Here is a 26,817-nt window from a genome sequence, read left to right as displayed (position 1 = left end):
GTCGGTGCGCCCGTGGACCTTCCTCCCCCGCCCTCGGACGGTTTCCAGCAGCCGGGTTGGCCGCCGCAGGCCCCGGCGCCCGTCGAGGCGGACGCCGGGAACGGCGATCTGGAGAGCGGGGCGACCATGCGCTTCTCGTCGGCGGCGCTGCGGCGCGAGATCGCAGAGCGGGCCGAGGCGGCGGCTGCCGCACAGGCGAACCCCGCGCAGGTGAATCCCGCACAGGTCAGTCCCGCGCAGGTCAGTCCCACGCACACGAACCCCGCGCAGGTGAGTCCGGCAGAGGCGCATGCCGCCCAGGCGACCCCGGAGGCTCCTGCGCCGGGAGACACGGACACCTCCGGCGGTGGGGCGCCGACGGGCGTGGATGCCGATGCGCGTGAGGGTGTCGCCGCCGGGCCGGTCGGGCCCGCGGGGGACGGCACGAGCCCGGTCGGCATCGCGCCCGACGCCCCTCTTCCCTCGGACGCCCCCGGCTTCCCCCAGGGCCCCGCCGGTTCCGGCGCGCCCGAGGCCCACGCTCCCTCCGAGGCGCCCGCCTCCTCCGACAGCACCACGGCCGGCGACACGGCGTCCCAGGCGCCCGCCTCGGAAGCCCCCGAGGCTCCCGAGGCAGCTGACGGCCCGCACGATTCGGGCACCGCGGACGTGGCCGAAGGCGCGGACGTCGTGTCCCACGGAACGGCCGAGGACGCCGCGCCGCAGCCCACCGCGGGCGGCGACACAGTCGCCGGTACGGGCGAGAACACCGCATCCGACACCGACACCGGCGTCGCCGCGCACGACGACGCTTCCGTCGCGGCGCCGGAGAGCGCACTCGCGGACGCCGAATCCGGTGCGCCCGCCGACTCCCGGGGCACGGACGCCCGCGAAGAAGCGCCCGACGCCGAGGAACCGGTCGTCACCCCCGAAGGGCCGCAGGGCGCCTCCGCGCAGGACGCGGAGCCGCACGGTTCCCCCGCTCCCGGCGCTCCCGGCGCTCCCGCCGCTCTTGAGGCCGAGGGCGCACAGGGCACCGCGGTGCGACCCGACGCCCTCCCCGGCGTCGGCCTCCCCGGCGTCGGCGAGGACCCGGCCGCGGGCGTTCCCGGCGACGTACCGGCCGCGCCTCCCGCCTGGTCTCCCCCGCCGGTGCCGCAGAGCGGCCTTCCGCCGCTGCCGCCGGCCTACCAGCCCGCGACGCCCGCTCCGGCCGCGCAGTGGCCCGCGTCCACGCAGCCCGCCGAGCCGACCGGCGCACAGGCTTCCGTACCGCCGCAGCCGCAGGCCGCGCAGGCACAGCACCCCCAGGCCCCCGCGCCTCAGGCACCGCCCGCGCAGCAGCAGCCGTCCCGGCCCGAGGCCCCGCAGCCCTTCCAGCCGCAGGCCCCGCAGCCCGCTCCGGCCGCGTGGAACACGGCTCCCCCGCCGCACCCTCAGGCGCAGCACCCGGCGGCCGACGCCCCGCCGGCCCCGCAGAGCGGCTACGGCTTCCCGCAGACCGGTGTCCCGGCCCCCGCGCAGCCCCCGGCCGCCCCCAACACCCCCGCACAGCCCACGGGTTACGGCTTCCCCCAGCCAGGCACTCCCGCCCCGGACGCCACGGCACCCCAGCCTCCGGCACCCCAGGCCCAGCCGCCGCAGACCCAACCCCACGCGCCGCAGCCGCCCGCCCCACAGCCCGGCTACGGCTTCCCGCAGACCGGCGCACCGGTGCCACCGCAAGGCGGCTACGGCTTCCCGCAGACGTCTCCTCCCGGCATGCCCGGTACTCCCGGCCCTTCGCCGCAGCAGGCCGGTCACGGATTCCCGGAGCCGCACGCCCAGCAGGGGCAGCACCCGCAGCAGGCGCACCCGCAGCCCCCGGCCGCACCCGTGGACCCCCGTGCCGGGGCGGCCTGGCCGCAGCCCATCCAGCACGACCAGCGGCAGCCGACCAACCCGGGGGCCGCGCCGCTCGGTTACACCGCCGCGGTGGAGCTGTCCTCCGACCGGCTGCTCAACAACAAGAAGCAGAAGCCGAAGAGCGGTCGCCCGACGGCCGGCGGTTCGCGCTTCAAGCTCGGCGGCAAGAAGGAAGAGGCCGAGCGCCAGCGGAAGTTGGAGCTGATCCGCACCCCGGTGCTGTCCTGCTACCGGATCGCCGTCATCAGCCTCAAGGGCGGCGTGGGCAAGACGACCACGACCACCGCCCTCGGGTCCACGCTCGCCAGCGAGCGGCAGGACAAGATCCTCGCGATCGATGCCAACCCGGACGCCGGTACGCTCGGCCGCCGGGTCCGCCGGGAGACCGGCGCCACGATCCGCGACCTCGTCCAGGCGATCCCGTACCTGAACTCGTACATGGACATCCGGCGGTTCACCTCGCAGGCGTCCTCCGGGCTGGAGATCATCGCCAACGACGTCGACCCCGCGGTGTCGACGACCTTCAACGACGAGGACTACCGCCGGGCGATCGACGTGCTCGGCAAGCAGTACCCGATCATCCTCACCGACTCGGGTACCGGGCTCCTCTACAGCGCCATGCGCGGGGTGCTCGACCTCGCGGACCAGCTCATCATCATCTCGACGCCGTCGGTCGACGGCGCGAGCAGCGCCAGTACGACGCTGGACTGGCTCTCCGCGCACGGGTACGCGGATCTCGTCTCGCGGTCGATCACCGTCATCTCCGGGGTCCGCGAGACCGGCAAGATGATCAAGGTGGAGGACATCGTCGGGCACTTCGAGACGCGCTGCCGGGGTGTCGTCGTCGTACCGTTCGACGAACACCTGGCGGCCGGCGCCGAGGTCGACCTCGACATGATGCGGCCGAAGGTGCGCGAGGCGTACTTCAACCTGTCCGCGATGGTCGCCGAGGACATCGCGCGGCACCAGCAGTCGCTCGGCCTGTGGACCTCCGACGGCAACCCGCCGCCGGTGGCCGCGCCGCCGCTGCCGGGGCAGCAGGTCCCGCCGCAGCCGATGCCGGGGCAGTACGGCGCCGGCCGGATGCCGGGGCAGCCTGTCCCGGACCAGCCGATGCCCGGCCAGGTGCCGCAGGCTCCCCAGCCTGGGCAGGCGTACCCGCCCCAGCCGGGGCAGGCGTACCCGCCGCAGCCCGGCCCGGCCCACCCGCCGCAGCAGCCGGGCCACCCCCAGCAGGGCTCCCCGCAGCCCGGTTACCCGCAGCACCCGGGGCAGACCCCGCCGCCTCAGCAGTAACCCGATCGGTCCCTTCCGGGGACCGGTTCCCGCTCGGGCCCGCACCGTCGACGACGGTGCGGGCCCTTCGCATGTCAGCCGGTTCTCTTCTCACCCCTGCCGCGCTCACGCATGGACGATACGAGGCGTCAGGCCCCGACCTGGGCGGCTTCAGGGGTCTGGACCAATGAGCGAGAAATCCGCATCAACTCGTTATTTCCGCAGGCCACATGGGGTTCACGCGCCGTTGACGTGCGGAGACCGCCGCTGATAGACACACACATCAACCCCGCCGGCGTCACCCGATCAACCCTGATCCAGCAGTTCGACAAGCCATCCCTGTGCGAGCGATGACGCGAGGTCACCGACCCATGAACACACAAGATCAGTACGCCAGAGGGCCGTTGCGCCCACGCATCCGCCTCCCCCGGCTGGTCGCCCTCGCAGGCGCCGCGGCCCTCACCCTCACCGCCGGTCTCGCGACCCCGCTCAACCCGGCGCCGCAGCCGGCCCAGGCCAAGGAGAGCAAGAACGTCCTGACGGTGGCGGTCGCGCAGAGCGTCGACTCGCTGAGCCCGTTCCTGGCGTCCCGCCTGGTCAGTACGAGCATCCACCGGCTCATGTACGAGTACCTGACCAACTACGACGCCAAGGACAACCGCGCGATCCCGGGTCTCGCGACCAAGTGGACGCCGTCCGCGGACAAGCTCACCTGGACCTACACGATCCGCTCCGACTCCAAGTGGTCGGACGGCGAACAGGCCACCGCCGAGGACGCCGCGTGGACCTTCAACAAGATGATGACGGACGAGGGCGCGGCGACGGCCAACGGCAGTTTCGTCGCCAACTTCGAGAAGGTCACCGCCCCGAGCCCCACCCAGCTGGTCATCGAGCTGAAGAAGCCGCAGGCGACGATGGCGGCGCTCGACGTGCCGATCGTGCCGCAGCACGTGTGGGAGAAGGTCGACGACTTCTCGAAGTTCAACAACGACAAGAGCTTCCCGATCGTCGGCAACGGCCCGTTCGTCCTCACCGACTACAAGGCCGACAGCTACGTACGGCTGAAGCCCAACAAGAGCTTCTGGCGCGGGGCGCCCAAGTTCGACGAGCTGGTCTTCAAGTACTACAAGGACGGTGACGCGGCGGTGGCGGCCCTGCAGAAGGGCGAGGTGTCGTTCGTCTCCGGGCTGACCCCGGCGCAGTCTGCGGCCCTCAGGAGCCAGGACGACATCAAGGTCAACGACGCCCCCGGCCGCCGTTTCTACGCCCTCGCCACCAACCCGGGCGCCCAGGCGAAGAACGGGAAGCACTTCGGCAACGGCGCCAAGTCGCTCCTCGACCAGAAGGTCCGCCAGGCCCTGTTCATGGCGATCGACCGCGAGACCCTCATCGACAAGGTCTTCCAGGGCCACGCCGTCGAGGGCGAGGGATACATCCCGCCACGCTTCTCGACGTACTACTGGAAGCCGTCGGCGAGTCAGAAGCTCGCGTACGACCCGGCGAAGGCGGCCGAACTCCTCGACGACGCCGGTTACAAGAAGAACGGTGACGGCAAGCGCGTCGAGAAGAACGGCAAGCCGATCAACTACCGCGTGCTGTGCCACGCCACCGACCCGAACGACAAGGCGGTCGGGAAGTACCTGAAGGAGTGGTTCGGCAAGCTCGGCATCGGCGTCACGCTCAACTGCCTGGACAACGTGACCGATCCCTGGCTGGCGGGCGAGTACGACCTGGCCTTCGACGGCTGGTCGGTCAACCCGGACCCCGACTTCGTGCTGTCCATCCACACCTGTGCGGCACTGCCGGCCACCCCCAAGGACACCGGCGCGACCGACAACTTCATCTGCGACAAGAAGTACGACGACCTGTACGCGCGGCAGCTCGCCGAGTACGACCCGGCCAAGCGGGCGGACCTGGTCAAGCAGATGCAGTCGCGGCTGTACGACTCCGGGTACATGAACGTCATGGCGTACCCGAACGCGGTCGAGGCCTATCGCACCGACCAGATCAAGTCGATCACCACGATGCCGGAGGCCGCGGGCAACATCTACGGCCAGGACGGCTACTGGAGCTGGTGGTCCGCGGTTCCGGCCGCCTCCTCCGGTGAGTCCTCCGACGATTCCGGTTCGACCGGCGTCATCATCGGCATCGTCGCCGGCGTCGTCGTCCTCGCGGGCGCCGGGGTGTTCTTCGCGATGCGCCGCCGCTCCACCGCCGAAGACCGCGAATAGCGAGTAGTAAGAGCCACTGATGACCGCTGAGGCAACACCAGCGCTGGTCGAGGAGACCGGCGGTCCGGCCGCGGCCGGGCCGTCGGCCCGCGGCCCGAGGGCGCGCACCACCACCGCGTATCTGCGGTATGTGGCGGGCAAGTTGGGCGGCGCCGCCGTCTCCCTGCTCGCCGTTCTCGTCACCAGCTTCTTCCTCTTCCGGCTGATCCCGGGCGACCCGGTGAAGTACATGACGGGCGGCCGGCAGGTCTCGGCCGAGCAACTCGCGTCCTATCGACGTGAGTTCGGACTCGACCTGCCGATGTGGCAGCAGTTCACGGAGTACTGCGGCAAGGCTCTCTCCGGCGATCTCGGGACGTCGTACCAGTTCCGGGCGCCCGTCATGGACAAGATCACCGAGGCGCTGCCGAACACCCTGCTGCTGACCGGCACGGCGTTCGTCCTCTACACCGTGCTCGGCATCTTCCTCGGCACGCGCTCCGCCTGGCGCAACGGCGGGCTCGGCGACCGGCTCAACACCGGTCTGGCGCTGACCCTCTACTCGATCCCGTCGTTCTGGCTCGGGCTGCTGCTCATCATCGTCTTCTCGGTGGGCATCGGGCCGATCCCGGGTCTCTTCCCGACCGGCGGCATGGAGTCGGGCGGCGAGGAGGGCTTCGCGTACGTCCTCGACGTCGCCCACCACCTGGTCCTGCCGGTGGTCACCCTGGTCGCCGTCGAGTACGGGCAGACCCTGCTCGTCACCCGGTCCGCGCTGCTGGACGAGATGGGCAGCGACTACCTCACCACGGCCCGCGCCAAGGGCCTGCGGGACGATCTGGTCCGCCGCAGGCACGCGGTTCCCAACGCGCTGCTGCCGACCGTGACGCTGATCTTCGTCAACCTCAGCCGGACGGTCGCGGGCGTCATCCTCGTCGAGACCGTCTTCTCCTGGCCGGGTCTCGGCGGACTCTTCTACCAGGCGCTGAGCGTGCCCGATCTGCCGCTGGTGCAGGGGCTGTTCTTCGTCTTCGCGGCGGCGGTGATCGTGATGAACACACTGGCCGACCTGATCTATCCGCTACTGGACCCCCGGGTGGGCCGATGACCACGACCGAGCCGGACGGGCTGCCGGCGCCCGACGCAGTCCCCCGCGCGTCCACGGCCGGCCCGCGCGCCCTCGCCTGGCAGCGCCGCCGCCACTCCGCCGCGCGCTTCTGGCGGCAGTACCGCACTCACCGGGCCGGCGTGTTCGGGCTGGCCGCGCTCGCGCTGTTCGCCCTGATCGCACTGACCGCGCCGCTGACCGTGGGCGCCGACGTGCAGAGCGTGACGGACGCGCCCGGTCGACCGATGGAGAGCCCGAGCGCCGCGTTCCCGCTGGGCACCGACCAGTTCGGCCGCAACCTGCTGGGGCTCGTGGTGTGGGGGTCACGGGTCTCACTGCTCGTGGGGCTGCTCGCCGCCGTCCTGTCCGTCGCAATCGGTGCCCTCATCGGCATCACCGCCGGCCACTTCCGCGGCTGGTACGCGACGGTGATCATGCGGATCACGGACTGGTTCCTGGTCATGCCGACCCTGGTCCTCGCCATCGCCCTCGCGACCGTCATGTCCCGCTCGCTCGGCACCATCATCCTGGCCATCGGCGTCACCACCTGGCCGACGACGGCGCGGCTGGTGCGGGCCCAGACACTGGCGGTGGAGTCGCGGCCGTACATCGAGCGGGCCCAGGCGCTCGGCGGCGGCCACGGGCACGTCATGTCACGGCACGTGCTGCCCAACGTGATGCCACTGGTGCTGGCGCAGACGACCCTCATCATCTCCTCGGCCATCCTCGCCGAGGCGACGCTCGCCTTCCTCGGCCTCGGCGATCCGACCGTCGTGTCCTGGGGCGGACTGCTCCAGGACGCGCGCGAGGCGGGCGCGGTCAGCTCCGGCGACTGGTGGTACCTCGTGCCGCCGGGCGTGGCCATCGCCGTCGTGGCGCTCGCGTTCACCCTGTGCGGACGCGCCGTGGAGTCCGTCCTCAACCCCAGGCTGGGGGTGTCCCGTTGACCCTGCTCGACGTCCAAGACCTCGAGGTGACCTACGCCGGTGGTGCGGCCGCCGTACGCGGGGTCGACCTCTCCCTCGACGCGGGTCAGAAGCTCGGCATCGCCGGTGAGTCCGGCTGCGGCAAGTCCACGCTGGCGCTCGCGCTGCTGCGGCTGCTGCCCGCGGGCACCCGCACGAGCGGGCGGATCCTGCTCGACGGCGAGGACGTCCTGACCATGAAGTGGGGCAGGGTGCGCGCGGTCCGCTGGGCGGGCGCCTCCATCGTCTTCCAGGGCGCGATGCACTCGCTCAACGCCGTGCACCGCATCGGCGACCAGATCGCCGAGCCGATCCTGCTGCACCGGAAGGCGACCACGACGGGCGCCAGGAGGAGGACCGGCGAACTGCTGGAGCAGGTCGGACTCCCCGCCGCCCGCGCGAACGCCTACCCGCACGAACTGTCCGGCGGACAGCGTCAGCGCGTCATGATCGCCATGGCGCTGGCCTGCGACCCGCGGCTGGTCGTGGCCGACGAACCGACCACCGCCCTCGACGTGATGATCCAGGCGCAGATCCTGCGCCTCATCGAACAGCTGGTCAGCGACCAGGACCTGGGCCTCGTCATGATCAGCCACGACCTCGCCGTGCTGGCCGACACCTGCGACCGGCTGGCGGTGATGTACGCGGGCCGCGTGGTCGAGGAGGGCGCCGCCCGGCAGGTGTACGAGGACGCGCGGCACCCGTACGGCAAGGCACTGTCGGCCGCGTTCCCGCGGATCGGCGACCCGGCGTCCCGGTTCGCGCCGCGGGGGCTGCCGGGCGACCCGCCCGACCCCTCGGACCTGCCGACGGGCTGCACGTTCCACCCCCGCTGCGCCGTGGCCCTGGACAGCTGCACCGCGGAGGACCAGCCGCTGCGCACGGCGGGCCCGCAGCGCCGGGCGGCCTGTGTGCACGTGGCCGGCACCCCCGGCCGGGCGGCACCGGAGATCACCCTCACGGCACCGGGTCACGAGGGTCCCGGCGCGCCCACCGCCCGCCCGGACGCCGCCGACGACGACGCGAGGAGTACCGCATGACCACCTCTCCCGGCGTCGACGTCGTCGAACACGCTTCCTCGGCAACGCTGTTGAGTGCCGAAGGGCTGCACGTCTCCTTCCCCGGACGGCACGGGGCCGCCCGCGCCCGGGCCGTCGACGGAGTGGACCTGGACATCCGGCCCGGTGAGATCGTGGCCCTGGTCGGGGAGTCGGGCTGCGGCAAGACGACGCTGGCGCGCTCCCTGCTCGGCCTCGTCCCGCCGACCGGCGGCCGGGTCGCCTTCGACGGGAAACCGCTCGACTACACCTCGCGCGCCCTGAAGGCGTACCGCCGACGCGTCCAGCTGGTGCTGCAGGACCCGAGCGGCTCCCTTAACCCCCGGCACACCGTGTACGACGCGGTGGCGGAAGGGCTGCGCATCCACCGCTACGGCGGCGACGAGCGGGCGGCGGTCGCGGAGGCCCTCTCCCGGGCCGGGCTCCGGCCCCCCGAGCGCTTCTTCCTGCGCTACCCGCACGAGCTGTCCGGCGGCCAGCGCCAGCGCGTCGTCATCGCGGGCGCGCTGGTCCTGGAGCCCGAACTCATCGTGGCCGACGAGCCGGTGGCCTCCCTGGACGCGTCGGTGCGCGGCGAGATCCTGGCCCTGCTGCTGCGACTGCGCACCGAACTGGGCCTGTCCGCCCTGGTGGTGACCCACGACCTGGGCCTCGCCTGGAACATCGCCGACCGGGTCGCCGTGATGTATCTGGGCCGCATCGTCGAGACCGGTCAGGTCGAACAGGTTCTGACGGCACCTCAGCATCCGTACACCCAGGCGCTGTTGTCGGTCCTCCCGGAAGCCCCGGGCGATCCGGTCGTCCTGACCGGTGAGCCGCCGGACCCCTCCCGCATCCCCTCCGGGTGCCGTTTCCACGCACGCTGCCAGGTGCTGGCGAGCGGCGAGGCGGCGCGGGCCGGGGTAGCGGACGCGTGCCGGGGACAGGACCTGGAGGTGCTCGGCGGGGGCGGCGAGGCGCAGGTGGCCTGCCACTGGGCCAGGGCCCGCGCCGCCGGGTGAGCGGGCCCGCTGCCGACTGACGGGAGAGGACCCGACTGACGGGAAAGGGCCCGCCTGACCGCGAGGGGGGCCGGTTGACCGTGAAGGGGCCGGTGCACAGCACCGCCCCCTTCACGGGAACGAAGAACGGGGAACAGCGGACGGGGCGGACTACTCGCCCTCGTACGCCTCGATCAGCTCACGCGAGCGCTTCACGTCGTCCGCGATCGCCACGAGCAGCTCGTCGATGGAGTCGAACCTGGCCTGACCCCGGACGAAGGCGAGGAAGTCGACGGCCACGTGCAGTCCGTAGAGGTCCAGGCCGACCCGGTCGATGGCGTACGCCTCGACGGTCCGCTCGGTGCCGTCGAACTGCGGGTTGGTACCCACGGAGATGGCGGCGGGCATCGCCTCGCCCTGCGCGTGCAGCCAGCCGGCGTAGACGCCGTCGGCCGGAATCGCGGTGTGCGGAAGCGTCTCGACGTTCGCCGTGGGGAAGCCGAGTTCGCGGCCCCGCTGGGCACCGCGGACGACGACGCCCTCGACGCGGTGCGGACGGCCAAGGATCTCGCGGGCGCCCTGGATGTCGCCCTCGGCGATCAGTCGCCGCGTCAGCGTGGAGGAGAACGGCTCTCCGCCCCCGGCCTCGCCGGTCACGTACAGGTCCACGACCTCGACCTCGAAGTCGTAGGTCCGGCCCTGCTCGCGCAGGAAGTCGACATCGCCCGCGGCCTTGTGGCCGAAGCGGAAGTTGGGGCCCTCCACGACGGCCTTCGCACGCAGTTTGTCGACCAGCACCTTGGCCACGAAGTCCGCGGGCGACAGCTTCGAGAACTCGGAGGTGAAGGGCAGGATCAGCAGCGCGTCGACACCCAGCTCGGCCATCAGCTCGGCACGCCGGTGGTGCGGCGCCAGCAGCGGCGGATGGCTGCCCGGGCGCACGACCTCGCTCGGGTGCGGGTCGAAGGTGACGACGACGGAGGGGACGCCGAGCTCGCGGGCGCGGTCCACGGCGTGCCGGATGATCAGCTGGTGTCCGCGGTGCACCCCGTCGTAGGAACCGATGGTGACGACGCTGCGCCCCCAGTCCTCGGGGATGTCCTCCAAGCCACGCCAGCGCTGCACTGTGACTGCTCCTTGTCGCAAACTCGTCGAACCCGTGTCCGTGGTTGCCTCGTACGCAGGTCTAAGGGTGCCATGCCACCGGGGTTCGGCTCGCATCGGCATGGAGGCTGTGACGGGGCGCACCTTTCCGGAGCGCGCTCACACGGGGACCCGTGCCCCCGCCAGGTTCTCGATCATGCGCCGGGCGCTCGGTCCCACCACCGCCGACCAGTCCTGCGGAGCGTCGGCGAGCCAGCCCGCGACGAGGGCCGCGAAGCCCGGCACCTCGCGGGCCAGATCGACCAGACCGCAGTCGAACCGGGTGGCGCCGTCCGGGGTGCGGACGAGCAGGAGGCCCGCGCGGTGCACCAGCCCGCGGGCGTGCGCCTCGTCGCCGCGGGCCGCGCCCGCCGCCGCGGCCCGCAGCAGGGCGTCGAGGACGGTGAGGTCCCGCTCACCGGCGAGCAGCAGGTCCAGCAGTTCGTGCCGGAGCGGACGGGAACGCGGGTTGCCGGGGGCCACGAGCACGGGTACGAGCCGCGCCCGCACCGAGGCCGGCCCTCCGTCCAGCACTCCGGTGACGAAGGGCAGGAGTACGGCCCGGGCGTCGGGGCCGTGTTCGAGACGCCGGGCGACGGAGGCCGCCACCTGCCCGGCGGCCTCGGGGCACAGCTCGACGGCCTCCCGGACCAGCTCCGCGACGGGGCGGGCGAGCGCGGGCGTGGTCGCGTCGGTGAGGGTGCCCAGCACGTCGCCCACGTCCGGACCGGGGCGCCGCAGCCGCGTTCCGAGGGCACCGAGCACCTGCTCGGGGTGGGTGCCCAGAGCGGTGACCAGGACGTTCGCGGGCAGCTGCGGATCACCGGTCGTGAAGCGTTCCAGCGCCTGCGGCAGGAACCGCGCCCTCGTCCGCGGGTCGCGGACGAGAAGGGCGAGGGCGGCTCCCTGCGCGGCGCCGGCGGCGGGGCGGGCGAGCAGGGTGAGTGCCGCGTACCGCAGCAGCTCGCGGTCGGCCTCGGTGCGCACGTGCGGCGCGGTGCGCAGGCCGTACGTCATCGCCGCGAGGTGCCGCTCCGGCCGCTCGTCGTGGGCCCATCGGTCGATCGCCCGGCACATCGCCGACGGCTCCTCCTCCGCGAGGACGGCGAGCAGTTCGTCGCCGCGCCGGTGCGCACAGCCGACGAGCGCCTCCGTGAGGTCGTCGAGGGCCCGTCGCCGGTGGGCGTAGAGCAGGGCCTGCGCGGCGGTCGCCACGGTGGCGTCCGGCGTGGCGGGCAGCGGACGCTCGTCGTCGAACCAGCGGGTGAGGTGCGGTGGTACGGCGGTGGGGTCGGCGGCGAGAAGCCGGGCGACGGCGTCGAGATAGCGGGGCGCCCGCGAGCGGACGCCGACCGGCCCGCTCCGCCCGGAGGCGGCCCCGCGGGACGGCCCACGGGCGGCGTCCGCATCCGTGAACCCGCCGGACGAGCCGCCACCACCCTCCGCACCCACGGCCTCGGCGAGCAAGCCACCGCCGCTCTCCGCACCCGTGAACCCGCCAATTGAGCCGGCAGCGCCCGCCGGACCGGTCCGCCCGCCGGACGAGCCGCGGCCGGCGTCCGCGTGCCGGGGCCCGGCCGCGGCCGACGATCCGCGAGCCCGCACCGAAGCGGCCCGCCCGGCGGACGAGCCGCAGTCCCCCTCCGCCTCCGAGGGCCCCCCGGGCCGGTCACAGACGCCCCCCGCACCCGCGGCCCCGGCGAGCGAGCCCTCCGCGCCGCCCCTCCCGGTGGGCGAGCCGTACGCGCCCTCCGCAAACCCGGCAGACCGGCCGGAGCCCCCGGCCGTGTCCGTGCGCCCGGCGGACGAGCCGCAGTCCGTCTCCGCACACCCGGCAGGTGAGCCGTGAACACCCACTGAAGCGCTACGCCCGGCAGACCAGCCGAAGTCCCGCTCCCCCTCCGCCGGCCCCGGAGAGGAGCCGTGCGCGCCCACCCGGCCGGTCCGCGCGGCAGAGGGTCCGTGCGCGTCCGCCCTATCGGTGCGGCCGGTCGTGACGGGGGTGTCCGGGGATCCTGTCGCGGCCTCGTGGTGGTGCCGTGCGGACCGCTGGGCGGGCGTTCCGCTGCCCGGGTCCGCCGGGTGCGGTGGTGCGTCCGCGACGACCAGCACGCGCAGCAGCTCGAACCGCTCCGCCTGCGGCAGCCGCACCCGCTCCCAGAACGACGGCCCGAACTCCCCCGGCACACGCCGTCCTTGTGCGCGCCACGTCACGATCCGCTCGGCGAGCAGGCGCAGCACCCCGGCGTACGCCGTCGCGTCGGGGACGCGTGCGAGGGCGTCTCGGAGGAGGTGCGCCGCCCACCAGGCGGGGTCACCGGGCCGCTCGGACGCCGTGGGCACCAGGGCGTCCAGCGCGTCCACCAGTGCCTCCAGGCGGGCGGCGAGCCCGGCGCCGTCGCCCTGCCGGTCCAGCAGGAGCAGCGCCTGGACGACCGGGCCGATGCGGTGCCGCGGCACGGGCAGGAGCCGCGCGTCCCCGGCGGCGCGCGCGGCGCGGGAGCGGCGGCGCGCGGACGCCTCCGGGGCGCGGGACGTCGCGGACCGCTCGCCGCGGGTCCGAGGGAGCTGCTCGCGGGCCCGGTGGACGAGGGCGTGCAGGGCCGCGTCCAGGTCGAGGTGCATGCCCTGGATCCAGTCGGCGAGTTCCTCGTGGGCGAAGCGGTAGCCGGTGCCGGCGGGGACGAGGAGACCTTCGGTGAGGACGGCGGGGGCCCAGCCCGTGGTGGCGCCGAGGTGTCCGGTCGGGGCCGGGCCCCACGGGAAGACGGACTCGAAGGCCGCCCGGTCCAACTGCCCCTGCCCGGGCCCGAGACAGCGCCGTGCGGCCTCGTGCACCTGCCCCGAGACCCGGGCCGCGAGGCGCCGTACGGCCGTGCCCCGCAGGCCGCCCGCCGCCGCGAGCCGCACCGCGATGCGCAGGCACATCAGATCCAGGTACGCCGCGAAGACCCCGTCCCGGTCGAGGGGCCCCTGCGATGTGCCGCCGGCCCCGGCGGCCAGGGCCGCCCGCACCTCCGCCAGCAGCCGCAGTGTCAGGGGATGGCGGGCATCGGCGTCCCGGAGGATGCCGTCGGGGATCCCGAGGCGTGCTCGGGTCCGCCGGGCCGCCTCCTCACCGAGATCGCCGAGCCGGACACAGGGCGGCAGCCGCTCTCCCCCGAACGTCACCGGCCCCCCGTCCGGCGACGCGCCTGCACCTCCACCACGCCCCCGGAAGCCCACGTCCTCGCCCGGCCCGGCCTCCCCGGCCCGCCCCGCACCGGCGCCGTCCTCCGGCGGCGGCCCGCCGTCCCGCTCCCGCCGGGGTCCGCCGCCGGTGCTTCCGCCCGGGTCGTGCAGCAGCTCCGGGGGGAACTGCTCCCCCGCCGGTTCCCAGTACTCCTCCCGGCACGCCACGACGAGGCGCGCACCGCTCTCGCGCAACCAGTCGGCGGTCCCCGTCGCCCACTCGGCGAGCCGGTGGGCCAGCTCGGGCGGCATCTCCTCGGGGCTGTCGAGGAGCAGCAGCAGCGGACGCCCGGCCGCCCGCGCGAGCCGTGCCAGCCGGCCGGGGTCGATGTCGCCGAGCTCCGCGGCTCCACCGGCGGGCGACTGCGCACCTGCCGGGTCGCTTCCGGTCCACGCGCCGGGTAGCCCGGTGCCCGAGGCCGCCACGATCCGTCCCGCGCGCTCCAGCGCGCGGGCCGCCGCGTCGGCCACCGAGCCGTCCGAGGCCAGCAGGTCGGCGCCGCGCAGCCACAGCGTGGGCGCCGGTTCGGGGCCCTGGGCCCGGCGGGCGGCGAGCGCCGCGAGTTCCGTCGTTCGGCCGCTGCCCGGGTCGCCGACCAGGGCGAGGAGGGCCGCCTCACCGACCGCGAAGGCGGCGAACTCCCTGATGGTGTCGGGCCGTTCGGCCGGCTCCGGTGCCACGGAGAGGATTCCGGTGCCGAAACCGGTGCGCGCCTCGGCCGTCGCGTCCGCCGCCGTTCCCGGCTCCGTGTCCGCGCGGGCGGCGCGGGGGCCGGTGCGCGTCCGCTCCCCCGCCCCCTCACCGGCGCCCGCGGCGGTGCCGAACGCCGCTCCCGGCCCGTCCGAGCCCAGCGACGTGGCCGTCAGTTCCAGTACTCCTGCCCAGTTCAGGTCGGCCCCGTAGGCGGGCACGGTCGAGGCGTTGCGCTCCAGCAGTTCCGCGAGCACCGGCGGGAGTCCCCGGCCCCGCAGGGGTACGGCCAGGCCCGCCGTCGGGTGCTCCGTGCGCAGCGCGGTGCCGAGCACCGCCACGACCGCGCCCGTGCCGGGGTCGATCACCGGCCCGCCGGCCGCGCCCCCGCCGAGACGGAGCGCTTCGGCTCCGGCCGTGCCGATCGCGAGCTCCAGCGCGGTGTCGAGCAGATGGAAGCGGTCCGTCGCCGCGTACGAGGCGGCCGTCGTGCCGAGCACGCGTGCCTCCCGCCAGCCGCCCGCGGCGATCCGGACGTACGCGCCGGTCCCGACCCGGTCCCGCACGGTGACGGGGAGCGGGGTCAGGCCGAGGCCCTCGGTGCGTACGAGTGCCAGGTCGGCCTCGGGCAGCGGCGTCACCGCGTCGGCGTCCAGCACGTGGGAGCGGCCGTCGGGCGTGTGCAGGACCAGGCGGGCCAGGCCGTCCACCGCCTCGTGGCTGGTGACGACGGTGCCGTGGTGGTCGGCGGCGAACCCCGTGCCGCGCGGGCGTCCCGCCAGGTCGCGGAGATGCACCAGGGCCGTGTCCGGCGGCGCCTCCGGGGCGTCGCCCGGTGTCCGCCGGCCCTCGCCGCGAGGGCCACGTCCCGCCATGGTCGAACCTCCCGCCGTGCGCCTGATCCGACGGTAGGCACCGGGTGATCGACGGGACAGATCGCGTGGTGAACGCGCCCCCTTCCACCCCCTCGGTTCACTCCGAGCGCCCGCCCGAAGGGGTGAAGGAACGGGGGTGGATGGATACACCCTTGAGTGGGGGAACCGAGGGGGGACCGTGGAGCGGCGATCAGGAGCAACCCCGTGATCGTCGCTCCACGGGTACGGGCGGAGCGCCGGGCGATCCGCCCGGCACGCGGTGCTGCCGAGCACGCCCGGGCGCCCCCGGCCCGGTGTTCAGCCGAACACGGCCAGGCTCTTGGCCTTGCCCTTGTGTTCCTCCACCAGTGCGAGGAATCGACCCGCCGGGTCGTAGACGGCGACGGCGCCCTTCCCCGCGTACTCCTCGGGCATGTCGAGGCGCACGCCGTTCAGGAGCAGCCGGCCCCGCCGGTCGTCCACGTCCCAGCGCGGGAACGCGGCGGCGGCGGCCTCGGCGATGGGCATGACGGTCAGTTCCTGCTGGAGCTGGTCCAGGGTCCGCGCCGTGTCCAGCTTGTACGGGCCGACGCGGGTGCGGCGCAGGGCGGTCAGATGGCCGCCGACGCCCAGGTCCGCGCCGAGGTCGCGGGCGAGCGCCCGGATGTAGGTGCCGGAGGAGCAGACCACCGACACGATCAGGTCGAGGACGGGTGTGCCGTCCTCCGCGACCGCGTCCCGGACGTCGTACACCGCGAACGACGAGATGGTCACCGGGCGGGCCGGGATCTCGAAGTCCTCGCCCTCCCGGGCCCGCTTGTACGAGCGCACGCCGTCGATCTTGATGGCGCTGACCTTGGACGGCACCTGCATGATGTCGCCGCTCAGCTTGGCGATCCCGGCGTCGATGGCGTCCCGCTTCACACCCGAGGCGTCGACCGAGGACGTGATGTCGCCCTCCGCGTCGTCCGTCAGCGTGTTCTGCCCGAGCCGGATCGTGCCGAGGTACTCCTTCTCGGTCAGCGCGAGGTGACCGAGCAGCTTGGTCGCCTTCTCGACGCCGAGGACGAGCACGCCCGTCGCCATGGGGTCGAGGGTGCCGGCGTGGCCGACGCGACGGGTCCTGGCGATCCCGCGCATCTTGGCGACCACGTCGTGCGAGGTGAAGCCCGACGGCTTGTCGACGACGACAAGCCCGTCGGGCGTCCTGAGCTTCTCCGTCATTCGGCGGCGTCGTCCTCGTCGTCCTCGCCCGGCTTCTTGTACGGGTCGGCGTCACCGGCGAAGGCGGCGCCCGCCGAGACCTCGCGCACCTTCGCGTCGGAGGCGCGCGCCTTGTCGAGGAGGTCCTCGATGGTCTTGGCGGTGTCCGGCAGGGCGTCCGCCACGAAGGTCAAGGTCGGCGTGAACTTCACGCCGGCCGCCGCGCCCACGGCGGACCGGAGCACGCCCTTGGCGCTCTCCAGGCCCGCGGCCGCGGCCGCCCGCTCCTCGTCGTCCCCGTACACCGTGTAGAAGACGGTCGCCTCCCGGAGGTCCCCGGTGACCCGGGTGTCCGTGATGGTCACATGCGAACCGAGCCGCGGGTCCTTGATCCCGCGCTGCAGCTTCTGGGCCACCACCTCTCGAATGAGGTCCGCCAGCCTCTTCGCCCGCGCGTTGTCGGCCACTGGTCCGTCTCCTTCTTCGCCTTGCTTGTTCCGTCAGTCTTCGTCTTTGTGGAGTCTGCGCCGTACCGACAGCAGATCCACCTCCGGTCGCGCCGCGACGAGCCGTTCGCACCGGTCCAGGACGTCGGTGAGGTGCTCGGTGTCTCCGGAGACCACCGCCAGGCCGATCTCGGCCCTGCGGTGGAGGTCCTGGTTACCCGTCTCGGCCACGCTCACCGCGTACTTCCGCTGAAGTTCGGCGACGATCGGCCGGACGAGGGAGCGCTTCTCCTTCAGCGAGTGCACGTCGCCGAGGAGCAGATCGAAGGACAGTGTCCCCACGTACATATGTGTTCCGGATGTCCCGCCGGTACGGGGTAGATGGCCCGGCCACATGTATGGCCGGGACATCAGAACCGTACAACGAAGGGCCGGGGTCCTCGACAGGGTTTCCGGGCGGGGCCCCGGCAAACGGCAAGCTGGCCGGCGGTGACGAGTCACCGCCGGCCAGCTCACACAACCGCCTTACGAGCGCGGCTTCTCGCGCATCTCGTACGTCGCGATGACGTCGTCGACCTTGATGTCGTTGAAGTTTCCGAGGTTGATACCACCCTCGAAGCCTTCACGGATCTCGGTGACGTCGTCCTTGAAGCGACGCAGCCCGGAGATGTTGAGGTTCTCCGCGATGACCTTGCCGTCGCGGACGAGGCGCGCCTTGGTGTTGCGCTTGACCTCGCCCGAGCGGACCAGGACACCGGCGATGTTGCCCAGCTTGGACGACTTGAAGACCTCGCGGATCTCCGCCGTGCCGAGCTCGACCTCCTCGTACTCCGGCTTGAGCATGCCCTTGAGGGCCGCCTCGATCTCCTCGATGGCCTGGTAGATCACCGAGTAGTACCGGACGTCGACGCCTTCGCGCTCCGCCATCTGCGCCGCGCGGCCCGCAGCGCGGACGTTGAAGCCGATGACGATGGCGTCGGAGCCGGTCGCCAGGTTGATGTCCGACTCGGTGACCGCACCCACACCGCGGTGCAGGACCCGGATGTCGACCTCGTCGCCGACGTCGAGCTGGAGCAGCGAGGACTCGAGAGCCTCCACCGAACCGGACGCGTCGCCCTTGATGATGAGGTTGAGTTCCTGCACCAGACCGGCCTTGAGGGCCTCGTCCAGGTTCTCCAGGGAGAACCGGACTCCGCGCCGGGCGAAGTTGGCGTTGCGCTCACGCGCCGCGCGCTTCTCGGCGATCTGGCGGGCCGTGCGGTCCTCGTCGACGACGAGGAAGTTGTCGCCGGCGCCGGGGACGTTGGTGAGACCCAGGACCAGGACGGGGGTCGACGGACCCGCTTCCTCGACGTTGTTGCCGTTGTCGTCGAGCATCGCCCGGACACGGCCGTACGCGTCGCCGACCACCATGGTGTCGCCGATGCGCAGCGTGCCGCGCTGGACCAGGACCGTCGAGACGGCACCACGGCCACGGTCGAGGTGGGACTCGATCGCGATGCCCTGCGCGTCCTGCTCCGGGTTGGCCCGCAGGTCGAGCGAGGCGTCCGCGGTGAGGACCACGGCCTCCAGCAGGCTCTCGATGTTGAGGCCCTGCTTGGCGGAGATGTCGACGAACATCGTGTCGCCGCCGTACTCCTCGGCCACCAGACCGAACTCGGTGAGCTGACCGCGCACCTTGGTCGGGTCGGCACCCTCGACGTCGATCTTGTTGACCGCGACCACGATCGGCACGTCGGCCGCCTTGGCGTGGTTCAGCGCCTCGATCGTCTGAGGCATCACACCGTCGTTGGCCGCCACCACGAGGATCGCGATGTCGGTCGACTTGGCACCGCGGGCACGCATGGCGGTGAACGCCTCGTGACCGGGGGTGTCGATGAAGGTGATCTTGCGCTCTTCACCGTTGACCTCGGTGGCGACCTGGTACGCACCGATGTGCTGCGTGATACCGCCGGCCTCGCCCGCGACGACGTTCGTCTTGCGGATGGTGTCCAGCAGTCGGGTCTTACCGTGGTCGACGTGACCCATGACGGTCACGACCGGCGGACGGACCACGAGGTCTTCCTCGTCGCCCTCGTCCTCGCCGAACTCGATGTCGAAGGACTCGAGGAGCTCGCGGTCCTCCTCCTCCGGGCTGACGATCTCGAGGACGTAGTTCATCTCGTCCGCGAGGAGCTTCAGCGTCTCGTCGGAGACGGACTGCGTGGCAGTGACCATCTCGCCGAGGTTCATCATCACGGCGACGAGCGACGCCGGGTTGGCGTTGATCTTCTCCGCGAAGTCGGTGAGGGACGCACCGCGCGACAGGCGGACGGACTGTCCGTTGCCGCGAGGCAGCATGACGCCGCCGACCGACGGGGCCTGCATGGCCTCGTACTCCTGGCGCCTCTGACGCTTCGACTTGCGACCACGACGGGCGGGCCCGCCGGGACGGCCGAACGCACCCTGCGTGCCACCACGGCCACCGGGACCACCCGGACGACCGCCGAAACCGGGACGGCCACCGCCGCCGCCACCGGGACCACCCGGACGGCCGGCGAAACCGCCGCCACCGCCACCGGGGCCACCGGGACGACCCGCGAAACCGCCGCCACCGCCACCGGGACGACCGGCGAAACCGCCGCCGCCACCCGGACGACCGCCGCCACCGGCACCGCCGGGACGACCGCCGCCACCGGGACCACGGCCACCGCCGGGGCCACCACCGGGACGCGGGCCCGCAGCGGGACGCTGCGGCATCATGCCGGGGTTCGGACGGTTGCCGCCGGGGCCGCCGCCGGGACGCGGAGCGCCGCCCTGCGGACGGGGCATGCCGCCCGGGCTCGGACGGGCACCGCCCTGGCCCTGCGGACGCGGAGCGCCGCCGGGACCGCCCTGCGGACGGGGACCACCCTGGCCGGCGCCCTGCGGACGCGGGGCGCCCGGGGCACCGGGGCCACCGGGACGCGGCGCGCCGCCCGGACGGGGCGCCTGCGGGCGCGCCATGCCGGTGGAGCCACCAGAGGTGAAGGGGTTGTTGCCCGGACGGGGACCGGCCGGACGGGCGCCGGGACGCGGGGCCTGGCCGCCGGGACGCGGAGCGCCCTGACGGTCACCGCGGTCGCCGCGCTCGGGACGGTCGCCACGACCCTGGCCGCCCTGGCCGGGGCCACCGGCGGGACGGGCACCGGGACGCGGAGCCTGGCCGCCGGGACGCGGGGCGCCCGGACGGGCACCCGCGGCGGGGGCGGAGGGAGCCGACGGCGCCGACGGGGGCGCCGTGAACTCGGGCGCGGCCGGAGCCGGAGCCGCCGGAGCGGGCTTCGGGGCCGGCTTGGGACCCGGGCGCGGGCCCGGTGCCGCCGGGGTGACCGGGGCGGCGGCCGCGGGCTTCTCGGCCGCGGCCGGCTTCGGGGCCGGCGGGCGCGGGGCGGCCGGACGGGCGGCCTGCGCCGGAGAGGGGGCGCCCGGCTTGGCCGGAGCAGCCTTGCGCGGTGCGGGCTTGCCGCCACCGCCGCCCTGCTGGAGGGCGTCTGTCAGCTTGCGTACAACGGGCGCCTCGATCGTCGAGGACGCCGAACGGACGAATTCACCGAGTTCTTGGAGCTTGGCCATGACGACCTTGCTCTCCACCCCGAACTCCTTGGCGAGTTCGTATACCCGGACCTTAGCCACTTCGCTCCTTTTAGGTCCGGGTTGCGTCCGGACCGTCGCTACTTCATGGGCGTACTCATCGCGTGCTCATCGAGTGCTCATCGCAATCTCGACCTACTTCCAACTCGCGGGGTACCAGGGCCGCACGGGGTTCCGTGCGACACGTCTTACGGTGTTGCCTGCTCGGCAACCGTCTCCTCGACCACTCGGCGCAACGCCTTCGTGTCGAGCGGTCCCTGGGCACGCAGCGCCCGTGGGAACGCCCGGCGGCGGACCGCCAGGTCGAGACAGACCACGGCGGGGTGTACATACGCACCCCGGCCGGGCAGCGTACCGCGAAGATCAGGGACGCATGCGTCCTCGATCGCCACGATGCGCAGCAGATCGGTCTTGACCGCTCGCTCCCGGCACCCGACACAGGTGCGTTCGGGGCATGCGCGGGCTCGCGTCCGGTCAGACACTCTTAAGTCTACCTCCCCGCACGGACCTCACCCCTTCGGGCCAGGTATCGAACAGTCGCCGTGCGTAAAACTGTCGTGATCGAAGCGTCACGCGGCCGGGATCCGTTCCCCCGGCCGCGTGACGTCCGTCTCAGTCCTGCTTCTCGTCCGGCTGCTCGGTGTCCGGGCGGATGTCGATGCGCCAGCCGGTCAGCCGGGCGGCGAGGCGGGCGTTCTGCCCCTCCTTGCCGATGGCCAGCGACAGCTGGTAGTCCGGGACGGTCACCCGGGCGGAGCGGGCCGCGAGGTCGACGACCTCGACCTTGGAGACCCGGGCCGGGGACAGCGCGTTCGCCACCATGTCGGCCGGGTCGTCCGACCAGTCGACGATGTCGATCTTCTCGCCGTTCAGCTCGGCCATCACGTTGCGCACCCGGCCGCCCATCGGGCCGATGCAGGCGCCCTTGGCGTTCAGGCCGGAGCGGGTGGAGCGGACCGCGATCTTGGTGCGGTGGCCGGCCTCGCGGGCGATGGCGGCGATCTCGACGGAGCCGTCGGCGATCTCCGGCACCTCCAGGGCGAAGAGCTTCTTCACCAGGTTGGGGTGCGTACGGGACAGGGTCACCGACGGGCCGCGGACGCCCTTGGCCACCCGGACGACGTACGAACGCAGCCGGGTGCCGTGCTGGTACTGCTCCCCGGGGACCTGCTCCTGCACCGGCAGGATGGCCTCCATCTTGCCGATGTCGACCATCACGTTCTTCGGGTCGCGGCCCTGCTGGACCACGCCCGTGACGATGTCGCCCTCACGCCCGGCGTACTCGCCGAGCGTCGCGTCGTCCTCGGCGTCCCGCAGGCGCTGCAGGATGACCTGCTTGGCGGTGGTGGCGGCGATACGGCCGAATCCCGACGGTGTGTCGTCGAATTCGCGTGCCTCCTGCCCCTCCTCCAGGTCCTCGGGGTCCTCCTTCGCCCACACGGTCACGTGGCCGCTCTCCCGGTTGAGCTCCACGCGCGCGTGGCGGCGGCTTCCGTCGGTGCGGTGGTAGGCGATGAGGAGGGCCGACTCGATCGCCTCGACCAGCAGGTCGAAGGAGATCTCCTTCTCCCGTACCAGGCCCCGCAGGGCACTCATGTCGATGTCCACGGCTACGCCTCCTCTGCGTTCTCTTCGTTCGTGTCGTTCTTGTTCTTGCGGTTGAACTCGACCTGGACGCGCGCCTTGGCGACGTCCGAGAAGGCGAGCCGCCTGGCGGTGGGCTTGCGCCCCTTCACGCCGGGCACTTCGACGTCGATGCCTTCGTCGTCGACCCGGAGGATCCGGGCGACCAGTTCGTCGCCCTCGCCCAGCTGGAACTTCACGAGCCGGTCGACGGCGCGCACGTAGTGGCGGTGCTCCTTGAGCTCGCGCTCGGCACCGGGGGTTCCGACCTCGAGGGTGTACTCGCCCTCGCCCATCGCGTCGGTCTCGTCGAGCTTCGCCGAGAGCGCGCGGCTCACATCGGCGATCTGGTCCAGATCGGCACCGGCGTCCGAGTCGACGACGACACGCAGCACGCGCTTGCGCCCCACCGAGTCCACCTCGATCTCCTCGAGATCGAGTCCCTGAGAGCCGACGAGCGGTTCCAGAAGTTCTCGCAGCCTCTCGCTCTGGGTGGTGCTCATCCGGGTGACTCCTCGGCCGCGTGTGCTGTTGTGGGTAGGTCGCGTGTCAGGTCAAAGGGTATCCGGTCGCGGGGGGTGTTGCCGTCCACCGCGGCGGGCCGCGGCGCGGGACGCGGCGCCCGCTCCCGGGAGAGCCGCTGGCGGGTGCCGGGCCGGGGCGCGGGTACCGTGATCGCGGGCGTGCCGCCCTCCCTTTCGTTCGAGCCTGCCGAGGACGTCTGCCGTGCCGTTCACCCTGCCGCCGCGCACCCCGTCGGGGCCGCGCCGAAGGAGCCTGCTCGCGTCGGCCGCGGGCGCGTTCGCACTAGCGGGCTGCTCCGCCCCCGAGTCCGCCACCGACACCGCCGGCGAGAGCCCGTCCGCGGGCGACCGGGCACGCGCGCGTGCGGCCCGCGACAGCGAGACGCTCGCCGCGCGGTACACCGCCGTGATCGCCGCGCACCCGCCCCTGGCCGCGCGGCTCACCCCGTTGCGCGACGAGGTCGTCCGGCACGCGAAGGTCTTCGCCGCCGGCCGGAAGCCCGCGTCCCCGTCGGCCTCGGCCACGGGTTCCGCCTCGGCGTCCGCGACTCCGTCCGCGAGCGCCTCAGCCGCCGTACCGGAGCGGGAGAAGGACGCTCTCGCCGACCTGGCCACGGCCGAGCGCACGCTCGCGGACCGGCGCGCCAAGGAGCTGTTGGAGGTACCGGGAGAGCTCGCCAGACTGCTGGCGTCGGTGGCGGCCGCCGGGGCGGGGCACGCCTTTCTGTTGACGGAGGACGGCAAGTGAGCACGCCGGGGACCGAGAAGAGGTCCGGGTCGAAGGCCCGGAAGGCCGCGGAGCTGAAGGCCCTGCAGGCCGCGCTGGGCGCCGAGCACGCGGCGGTGTACGGGTACGGCGTCGTCGGTGGCAGGATCGCCGGGGAGCGCCGGGACGAGGCCCGCGCGGCGTACGACGGGCACCGGGCGCGGCGGGACGAGCTGGAGCGTCTGGTGCGTGACCTGGACGGGCAGCCGGTGGCCGCCGCGGCGGCGTACGCGCTGCCCTTCGCCGTGCCGGACTCGGCGGCGGCGGTACGGCTGGCCGCCGAGCTGGAGGAGCGTGTGGCCGGGGTCTACGGCGACCTGGTGCGGGCGGCCGAGGGGGCGCGGCGGCGCAGTGCGGCGGACGCGCTCAGGGAGGCGGCGGTGCGGGCGGTGCGCTGGCGCGGCGGGAGCGTAGCCTTCCCTGGTCTCGCCGAACGGGCGGCCGGCCCCTCCGCGTCGGCGACCTCACCGACGTAACGCGACCTGGAAGGAACAACTCGCGCATGGCTTTCGAACCGCCGCAGCGCCTCGTGCGGGCGCTCGGCGAGACGCGGCACAACGGGACCGACGGGGCCGCCGAGTGGCTGGAGAAGCTGCCCGAGCAGGTTCAACACGCCGCTGATCTACGCGAGTTGACGGTCGAGCGGGTGCAGGCGCCGGGTGGCCGGAGCAGTCTGGTGGTCCTGGTACGGCAGATGGACGGGACGCCGGCCGTGCTCAAGCTGGCACCCGGCCGGGCCCGCCCCGAGCACGAGCGGGCGGCACTGGCGCACTGGGACGGCTTCGGCGCCGTACAGCTGCTCAATCCCGGGGACGCCCCGGATGTGCTCCTGCTGGAGCGGCTGCACCCCGAGGTCTCGGTGCGGTCGCTGCCGGAGGCGAAGGCGCTGCTGGAGGCCGCGGGGACGTTGCGGCGGCTGTGGGTGGAGCCGCCAGCCGGACACGTCTTCGAGACGGTGGCCGAGCGGACCGGACGGCAGGCCGAGGCGATGCGGGCGAGCGCCGACGACGAGACCGGGCCCCTGGTGGACGCGGCACTCACGGCGCGCGGGGACCTGCTGGCCGACGCCCCCGAACAGCGGCTGCTGCACGGCACCTTCCGGCAGAGCAAGGTGCTGGCCGGGGAGCGGCTGCCGTGGCTGGCCGTGGGCCCCGATCCGGTGGTCGGCGAGTGTGCCTTCGATCTGGCCCGGCTGGTCCGCGACCGCGTGGAGGACCTGATCGCCTCGCCGTCGGGTGCCTCGATCACCCGCCGCCGGGTGAAGCGGCTGGCCGAGTCACTGGATCTGGACCAGGAGCGGCTGCGCGGCTGGACGCTGTTCCGGGCGGTCGAGTCCGGTGTCCGGGCCCGGCGGGTCGGCCGCCCGCGGGACGCGGAGCTGCTGCTGGAGTTCGCGGGCTGGCTCTGAGAGTGCGGGTCGCGGCGGCTCCCGGCCCGCGGGACACGTGGTGACGTGCCCGGCGGGCCGGGAGCGGTCGGATGCTAGGCCGACAGGCGGGCGATCGCCTCGTCGACTGTGAGCTCCTCGCGCTCGCCGGTGCGGCGGTCCTTGAGCTCCAGGACGCCCTCGGCGGAGCGCCGGCCGGCGACCAGGATCTTCGGCACGCCGATGAGTTCGGCGTCGGTGAACTTCACGCCGGGCGAGACGCCGGCCCGATCGTCCACCAGGACGCGGACGCCGGCGGCGGCCAGCTTGTCGGAGACGTCGAGGGCGAGTTCGGTCTGCAGGGCCTTGCCGGCGGCGACCACGTGGACGTCGGCCGGGGCGATCTCCTTGGGCCAGCACAGGCCCTGCTCGTCCGCCGACTGCTCCGCCAGCGCCGCCACGGCACGCGAGACGCCGATGCCGTAGGAGCCCATGGTGACGCGGACCGGCTTGCCCTGCTGGCCGAGGACGTCGAGCTGGAAGGTGTCGGCGTACTTGCGGCCCAGCTGGAAGATGTGGCCGATCTCGATGGCGCGGTCCAGCTTGAGGCCGGTGCCGCACTTGGGGCAGGGGTCGCCCTCCTCGACCACGACCACGTCGAGGTACTCGTCGACCTCGAAGTCGCGGCCGGCGACGACGTTCTTCGCGTGCTTGCCGTCCTTGTTGGCGCCGGTGATCCAGGCGGTGCCGGGGGCCACCCGCGGGTCGGCGAGGTAGCGGACCTTGTCCAGACCCTGCGGGCCGACGTAGCCGCGCACGAGGTCGTCGCGGCCCTCGAAGTCCTCGGCGGTGACCAGCTCCACGACCGCCGGTGCGAGGTGCTCGCCCAGCTTGCCGAGGTCGACCTCGCGGTCGCCGGGGACGCCCACGGCGACGATCTCGCCGTCGACCTTGACCAGCAGGTTCTTCAGGGTGGCGGAGGCAGGTACGCCGAGGTGCTCGGCCAGCGTCTCGATGGTCGGCGTGTCGGGGGTGTCCAGCTCCTCGACCGGGCCGTGCTCCCCGGAGACGGGCGTGAGCGGGAAGGTGACCGCCTCCGTGTTCGCCGCGTAGTCGCAGGCGGGGCAGTCCACGAAGGTGTCCTCGCCCGCGGCGGCCGGGGCGAGGAACTCCTCGGAGGCCGAGCCGCCCATGGCGCCGGAGACGGCGGACACGATCCGGTAGTCCAGGCCGAGGCGCTCGAAGATCTTCCGGTACGCGGCGCGGTGCAGCGCGTAGGACTCGGCGAGGCCCTCGTCGGTGGTGTCGAACGAGTACGAGTCCTTCATCTGGAACTCGCGGCCGCGCAGCACGCCGGAACGCGGACGGGCCTCGTCGCGGTACTTCGTCTGGATCTGGTAGAGCATCACCGGCAGGTCCTTGTAGGACGTGCACTGGTCCTTGACGACGAGGGTGAAGATCTCCTCGTGGGTCGGGCCGAGGAGGTAGTCGCCGCCCTTGCGGTCCTTCAGGCGGAACAGCAGGTCGCCGTACTCCTCCCAGCGGCCGGACGCCTCGTAGGGCTCCTTGGGCAGCAGAGCCGGGAGCAGGACCTCCTGGGCGCCGATGGCGTCCATCTCCTCGCGGACGACACGGGAGATGTTGTCGAGCACCTTCTTGCCCAGCGGCAGCCAGGTCCAGATGCCCGCGGCGTTGCGGCGCACGTAGCCGGCGCGGACGAGCAGCTTGTGGCTGAGCGTCTCGGCGTCCGCCGGGTCGTCACGCAGTGTCTTGACCATCAAACGGGACATGCGCTGGACCTGGGCCATGGTTCTCGACTCCTGCTGCGTAAGGGTGATGGCAAGGAGGTTAGCCGGGCGGCACGGGACGGTGGAAATC

General features: G+C 73.2%; 19 protein-coding genes. 9 read left to right on the top strand and 10 right to left on the bottom strand.

The window, feature by feature from the left end; genetic code table 11:
- The first annotated feature begins 12 nt into the window (after positions 1–12).
- The 6 genes from ACZ4NT_RS27820 to ACZ4NT_RS27795 all read left to right on the top strand — a co-directional run bounded on the left by ACZ4NT_RS27820 (position 13) and on the right by ACZ4NT_RS27795 (position 9,501).
- On the top strand, positions 13–3,180 hold the full coding sequence (locus ACZ4NT_RS27820) for a nucleotide-binding protein (protein WP_467728121.1): 3,168 nt from the start codon (positions 13–15) through the stop codon (positions 3,178–3,180).
- A 350-nt stretch (positions 3,181–3,530) separates the two neighbouring features.
- A complete protein-coding gene (locus ACZ4NT_RS27815) occupies positions 3,531–5,390 on the top strand; it encodes an ABC transporter substrate-binding protein (RefSeq protein ID WP_467728097.1) in 1,860 nt (619 codons plus the stop codon).
- A gap of 19 nt (positions 5,391–5,409) precedes the next feature.
- A complete protein-coding gene (locus ACZ4NT_RS27810) occupies positions 5,410–6,477 on the top strand; it encodes an ABC transporter permease (RefSeq protein ID WP_467728096.1) in 1,068 nt (355 codons plus the stop codon).
- Positions 6,474–7,424, top strand: coding sequence for an ABC transporter permease (locus tag ACZ4NT_RS27805; RefSeq protein ID WP_467728095.1), 951 nt, complete (start codon positions 6,474–6,476; stop codon positions 7,422–7,424). The genes ACZ4NT_RS27810 and ACZ4NT_RS27805 overlap by 4 nt, the downstream gene beginning before the upstream one ends.
- Positions 7,421–8,482, top strand: a complete 1,062-nt coding sequence (locus ACZ4NT_RS27800; protein ID WP_467728094.1) for an ABC transporter ATP-binding protein — start codon at positions 7,421–7,423, stop codon at positions 8,480–8,482. The genes ACZ4NT_RS27805 and ACZ4NT_RS27800 overlap by 4 nt, the downstream gene beginning before the upstream one ends.
- Positions 8,479–9,501: an ABC transporter ATP-binding protein gene (locus ACZ4NT_RS27795; RefSeq protein ID WP_467728093.1), complete on the top strand. Its 1,023-nt coding sequence runs from the start codon at positions 8,479–8,481 to the stop codon at positions 9,499–9,501. Before ACZ4NT_RS27800 ends, ACZ4NT_RS27795 begins: the two co-directional genes overlap by 4 nt.
- 150 nt (positions 9,502–9,651) lie before the next feature.
- Here the strand turns inward: ACZ4NT_RS27795 and ACZ4NT_RS27790 are convergent, their stop codons facing one another.
- From ACZ4NT_RS27790 to rimP, 9 genes are all read right to left on the bottom strand, one after another.
- Complete coding sequence (locus ACZ4NT_RS27790) at positions 9,652–10,605, bottom strand: bifunctional riboflavin kinase/FAD synthetase (protein WP_121406274.1); 954 nt, start codon at positions 10,603–10,605, stop codon at positions 9,652–9,654.
- 138 nt (positions 10,606–10,743) lie between these two features.
- Positions 10,744–15,420: a trypsin-like peptidase domain-containing protein gene (locus ACZ4NT_RS27785; RefSeq protein ID WP_467728092.1), complete on the bottom strand. Its 4,677-nt coding sequence runs from the start codon at positions 15,418–15,420 to the stop codon at positions 10,744–10,746.
- Between the two features lie 297 nt (positions 15,421–15,717).
- A complete protein-coding gene (gene truB, locus ACZ4NT_RS27780; protein WP_121406273.1) occupies positions 15,718–16,623 on the bottom strand; it encodes a tRNA pseudouridine(55) synthase TruB in 906 nt (301 codons plus the stop codon).
- On the bottom strand, positions 16,620–17,069 hold the full coding sequence (gene rbfA, locus ACZ4NT_RS27775) for a 30S ribosome-binding factor RbfA (protein WP_121406272.1): 450 nt from the start codon (positions 17,067–17,069) through the stop codon (positions 16,620–16,622). The genes truB and rbfA overlap by 4 nt, the downstream gene beginning before the upstream one ends.
- A 33-nt stretch (positions 17,070–17,102) precedes the next feature.
- On the bottom strand, positions 17,103–17,396 hold the full coding sequence (locus ACZ4NT_RS27770; protein ID WP_121406271.1) for a DUF503 domain-containing protein: 294 nt from the start codon (positions 17,394–17,396) through the stop codon (positions 17,103–17,105).
- Between the two features lie 177 nt (positions 17,397–17,573).
- Complete coding sequence (infB, locus tag ACZ4NT_RS27765) at positions 17,574–20,702, bottom strand: translation initiation factor IF-2 (protein ID WP_121406270.1); 3,129 nt, start codon at positions 20,700–20,702, stop codon at positions 17,574–17,576.
- 146 nt (positions 20,703–20,848) lie between these two features.
- Positions 20,849–21,142 (bottom strand): YlxR family protein, encoded by a 294-nt coding sequence (locus ACZ4NT_RS27760; protein ID WP_121406269.1) that lies wholly within the window; start codon positions 21,140–21,142, stop codon positions 20,849–20,851.
- A gap of 130 nt (positions 21,143–21,272) precedes the next feature.
- Positions 21,273–22,268, bottom strand: a complete 996-nt coding sequence (gene nusA, locus ACZ4NT_RS27755) for a transcription termination factor NusA (protein WP_121406268.1) — start codon at positions 22,266–22,268, stop codon at positions 21,273–21,275.
- A 2-nt stretch (positions 22,269–22,270) separates the two neighbouring features.
- The gene (gene rimP / locus ACZ4NT_RS27750) at positions 22,271–22,786 is read right to left on the bottom strand and encodes a ribosome maturation factor RimP (protein ID WP_467728091.1); all 516 of its coding nucleotides are present in this window, start codon (positions 22,784–22,786) and stop codon (positions 22,271–22,273) included.
- Between the two features lie 223 nt (positions 22,787–23,009).
- On the opposite strand from rimP, the gene ACZ4NT_RS27745 reads away from it, so the two are divergent.
- The 3 genes from ACZ4NT_RS27745 to ACZ4NT_RS27735 are packed head-to-tail and all read left to right on the top strand — an operon-like array spanning position 23,010 to position 24,981.
- Complete coding sequence (locus tag ACZ4NT_RS27745) at positions 23,010–23,555, top strand: hypothetical protein (RefSeq protein ID WP_121406266.1); 546 nt, start codon at positions 23,010–23,012, stop codon at positions 23,553–23,555.
- A complete protein-coding gene (locus tag ACZ4NT_RS27740) occupies positions 23,552–24,049 on the top strand; it encodes a ferritin-like domain-containing protein (RefSeq protein ID WP_183117019.1) in 498 nt (165 codons plus the stop codon). The genes ACZ4NT_RS27745 and ACZ4NT_RS27740 overlap by 4 nt, the downstream gene beginning before the upstream one ends.
- A gap of 26 nt (positions 24,050–24,075) precedes the next feature.
- Positions 24,076–24,981: an aminoglycoside phosphotransferase family protein gene (locus tag ACZ4NT_RS27735; RefSeq protein ID WP_121406265.1), complete on the top strand. Its 906-nt coding sequence runs from the start codon at positions 24,076–24,078 to the stop codon at positions 24,979–24,981.
- A 74-nt stretch (positions 24,982–25,055) separates the two neighbouring features.
- Here the strand turns inward: ACZ4NT_RS27735 and ACZ4NT_RS27730 are convergent, their stop codons facing one another.
- Positions 25,056–26,747, bottom strand: a complete 1,692-nt coding sequence (locus ACZ4NT_RS27730) for a proline--tRNA ligase (RefSeq protein WP_467728090.1) — start codon at positions 26,745–26,747, stop codon at positions 25,056–25,058.
- Between the last annotated feature and the right edge of the window lie 70 nt (positions 26,748–26,817).

Source organism: Streptomyces sp. NPDC026417 (genome assembly GCF_055567695.1).
This window is presented reverse-complemented; position numbering and strand designations above follow the sequence as displayed.

Coding starts and splice junctions, on each gene's coding strand:
- ACZ4NT_RS27815 (WP_467728097.1), top strand. CDS start 3,531: ATGAACACACAAGATCAGTACGCCAGAGGGCCGTTGCGCCCACGCATC.
- ACZ4NT_RS27810 (WP_467728096.1), top strand. CDS start 5,410: ATGACCGCTGAGGCAACACCAGCGCTGGTCGAGGAGACCGGCGGTCCG.
- ACZ4NT_RS27805 (WP_467728095.1), top strand. CDS start 6,474: ATGACCACGACCGAGCCGGACGGGCTGCCGGCGCCCGACGCAGTCCCC.
- ACZ4NT_RS27795 (WP_467728093.1), top strand. CDS start 8,479: ATGACCACCTCTCCCGGCGTCGACGTCGTCGAACACGCTTCCTCGGCA.
- ACZ4NT_RS27785 (WP_467728092.1), bottom strand. CDS start 15,420: ATGGCGGGACGTGGCCCTCGCGGCGAGGGCCGGCGGACACCGGGCGAC.
- truB (WP_121406273.1), bottom strand. CDS start 16,623: ATGACGGAGAAGCTCAGGACGCCCGACGGGCTTGTCGTCGTCGACAAG.
- ACZ4NT_RS27770 (WP_121406271.1), bottom strand. CDS start 17,396: ATGTACGTGGGGACACTGTCCTTCGATCTGCTCCTCGGCGACGTGCAC.
- rimP (WP_467728091.1), bottom strand. CDS start 22,786: ATGAGCACCACCCAGAGCGAGAGGCTGCGAGAACTTCTGGAACCGCTC.
- ACZ4NT_RS27735 (WP_121406265.1), top strand. CDS start 24,076: ATGGCTTTCGAACCGCCGCAGCGCCTCGTGCGGGCGCTCGGCGAGACG.
- ACZ4NT_RS27730 (WP_467728090.1), bottom strand. CDS start 26,747: ATGGCCCAGGTCCAGCGCATGTCCCGTTTGATGGTCAAGACACTGCGT.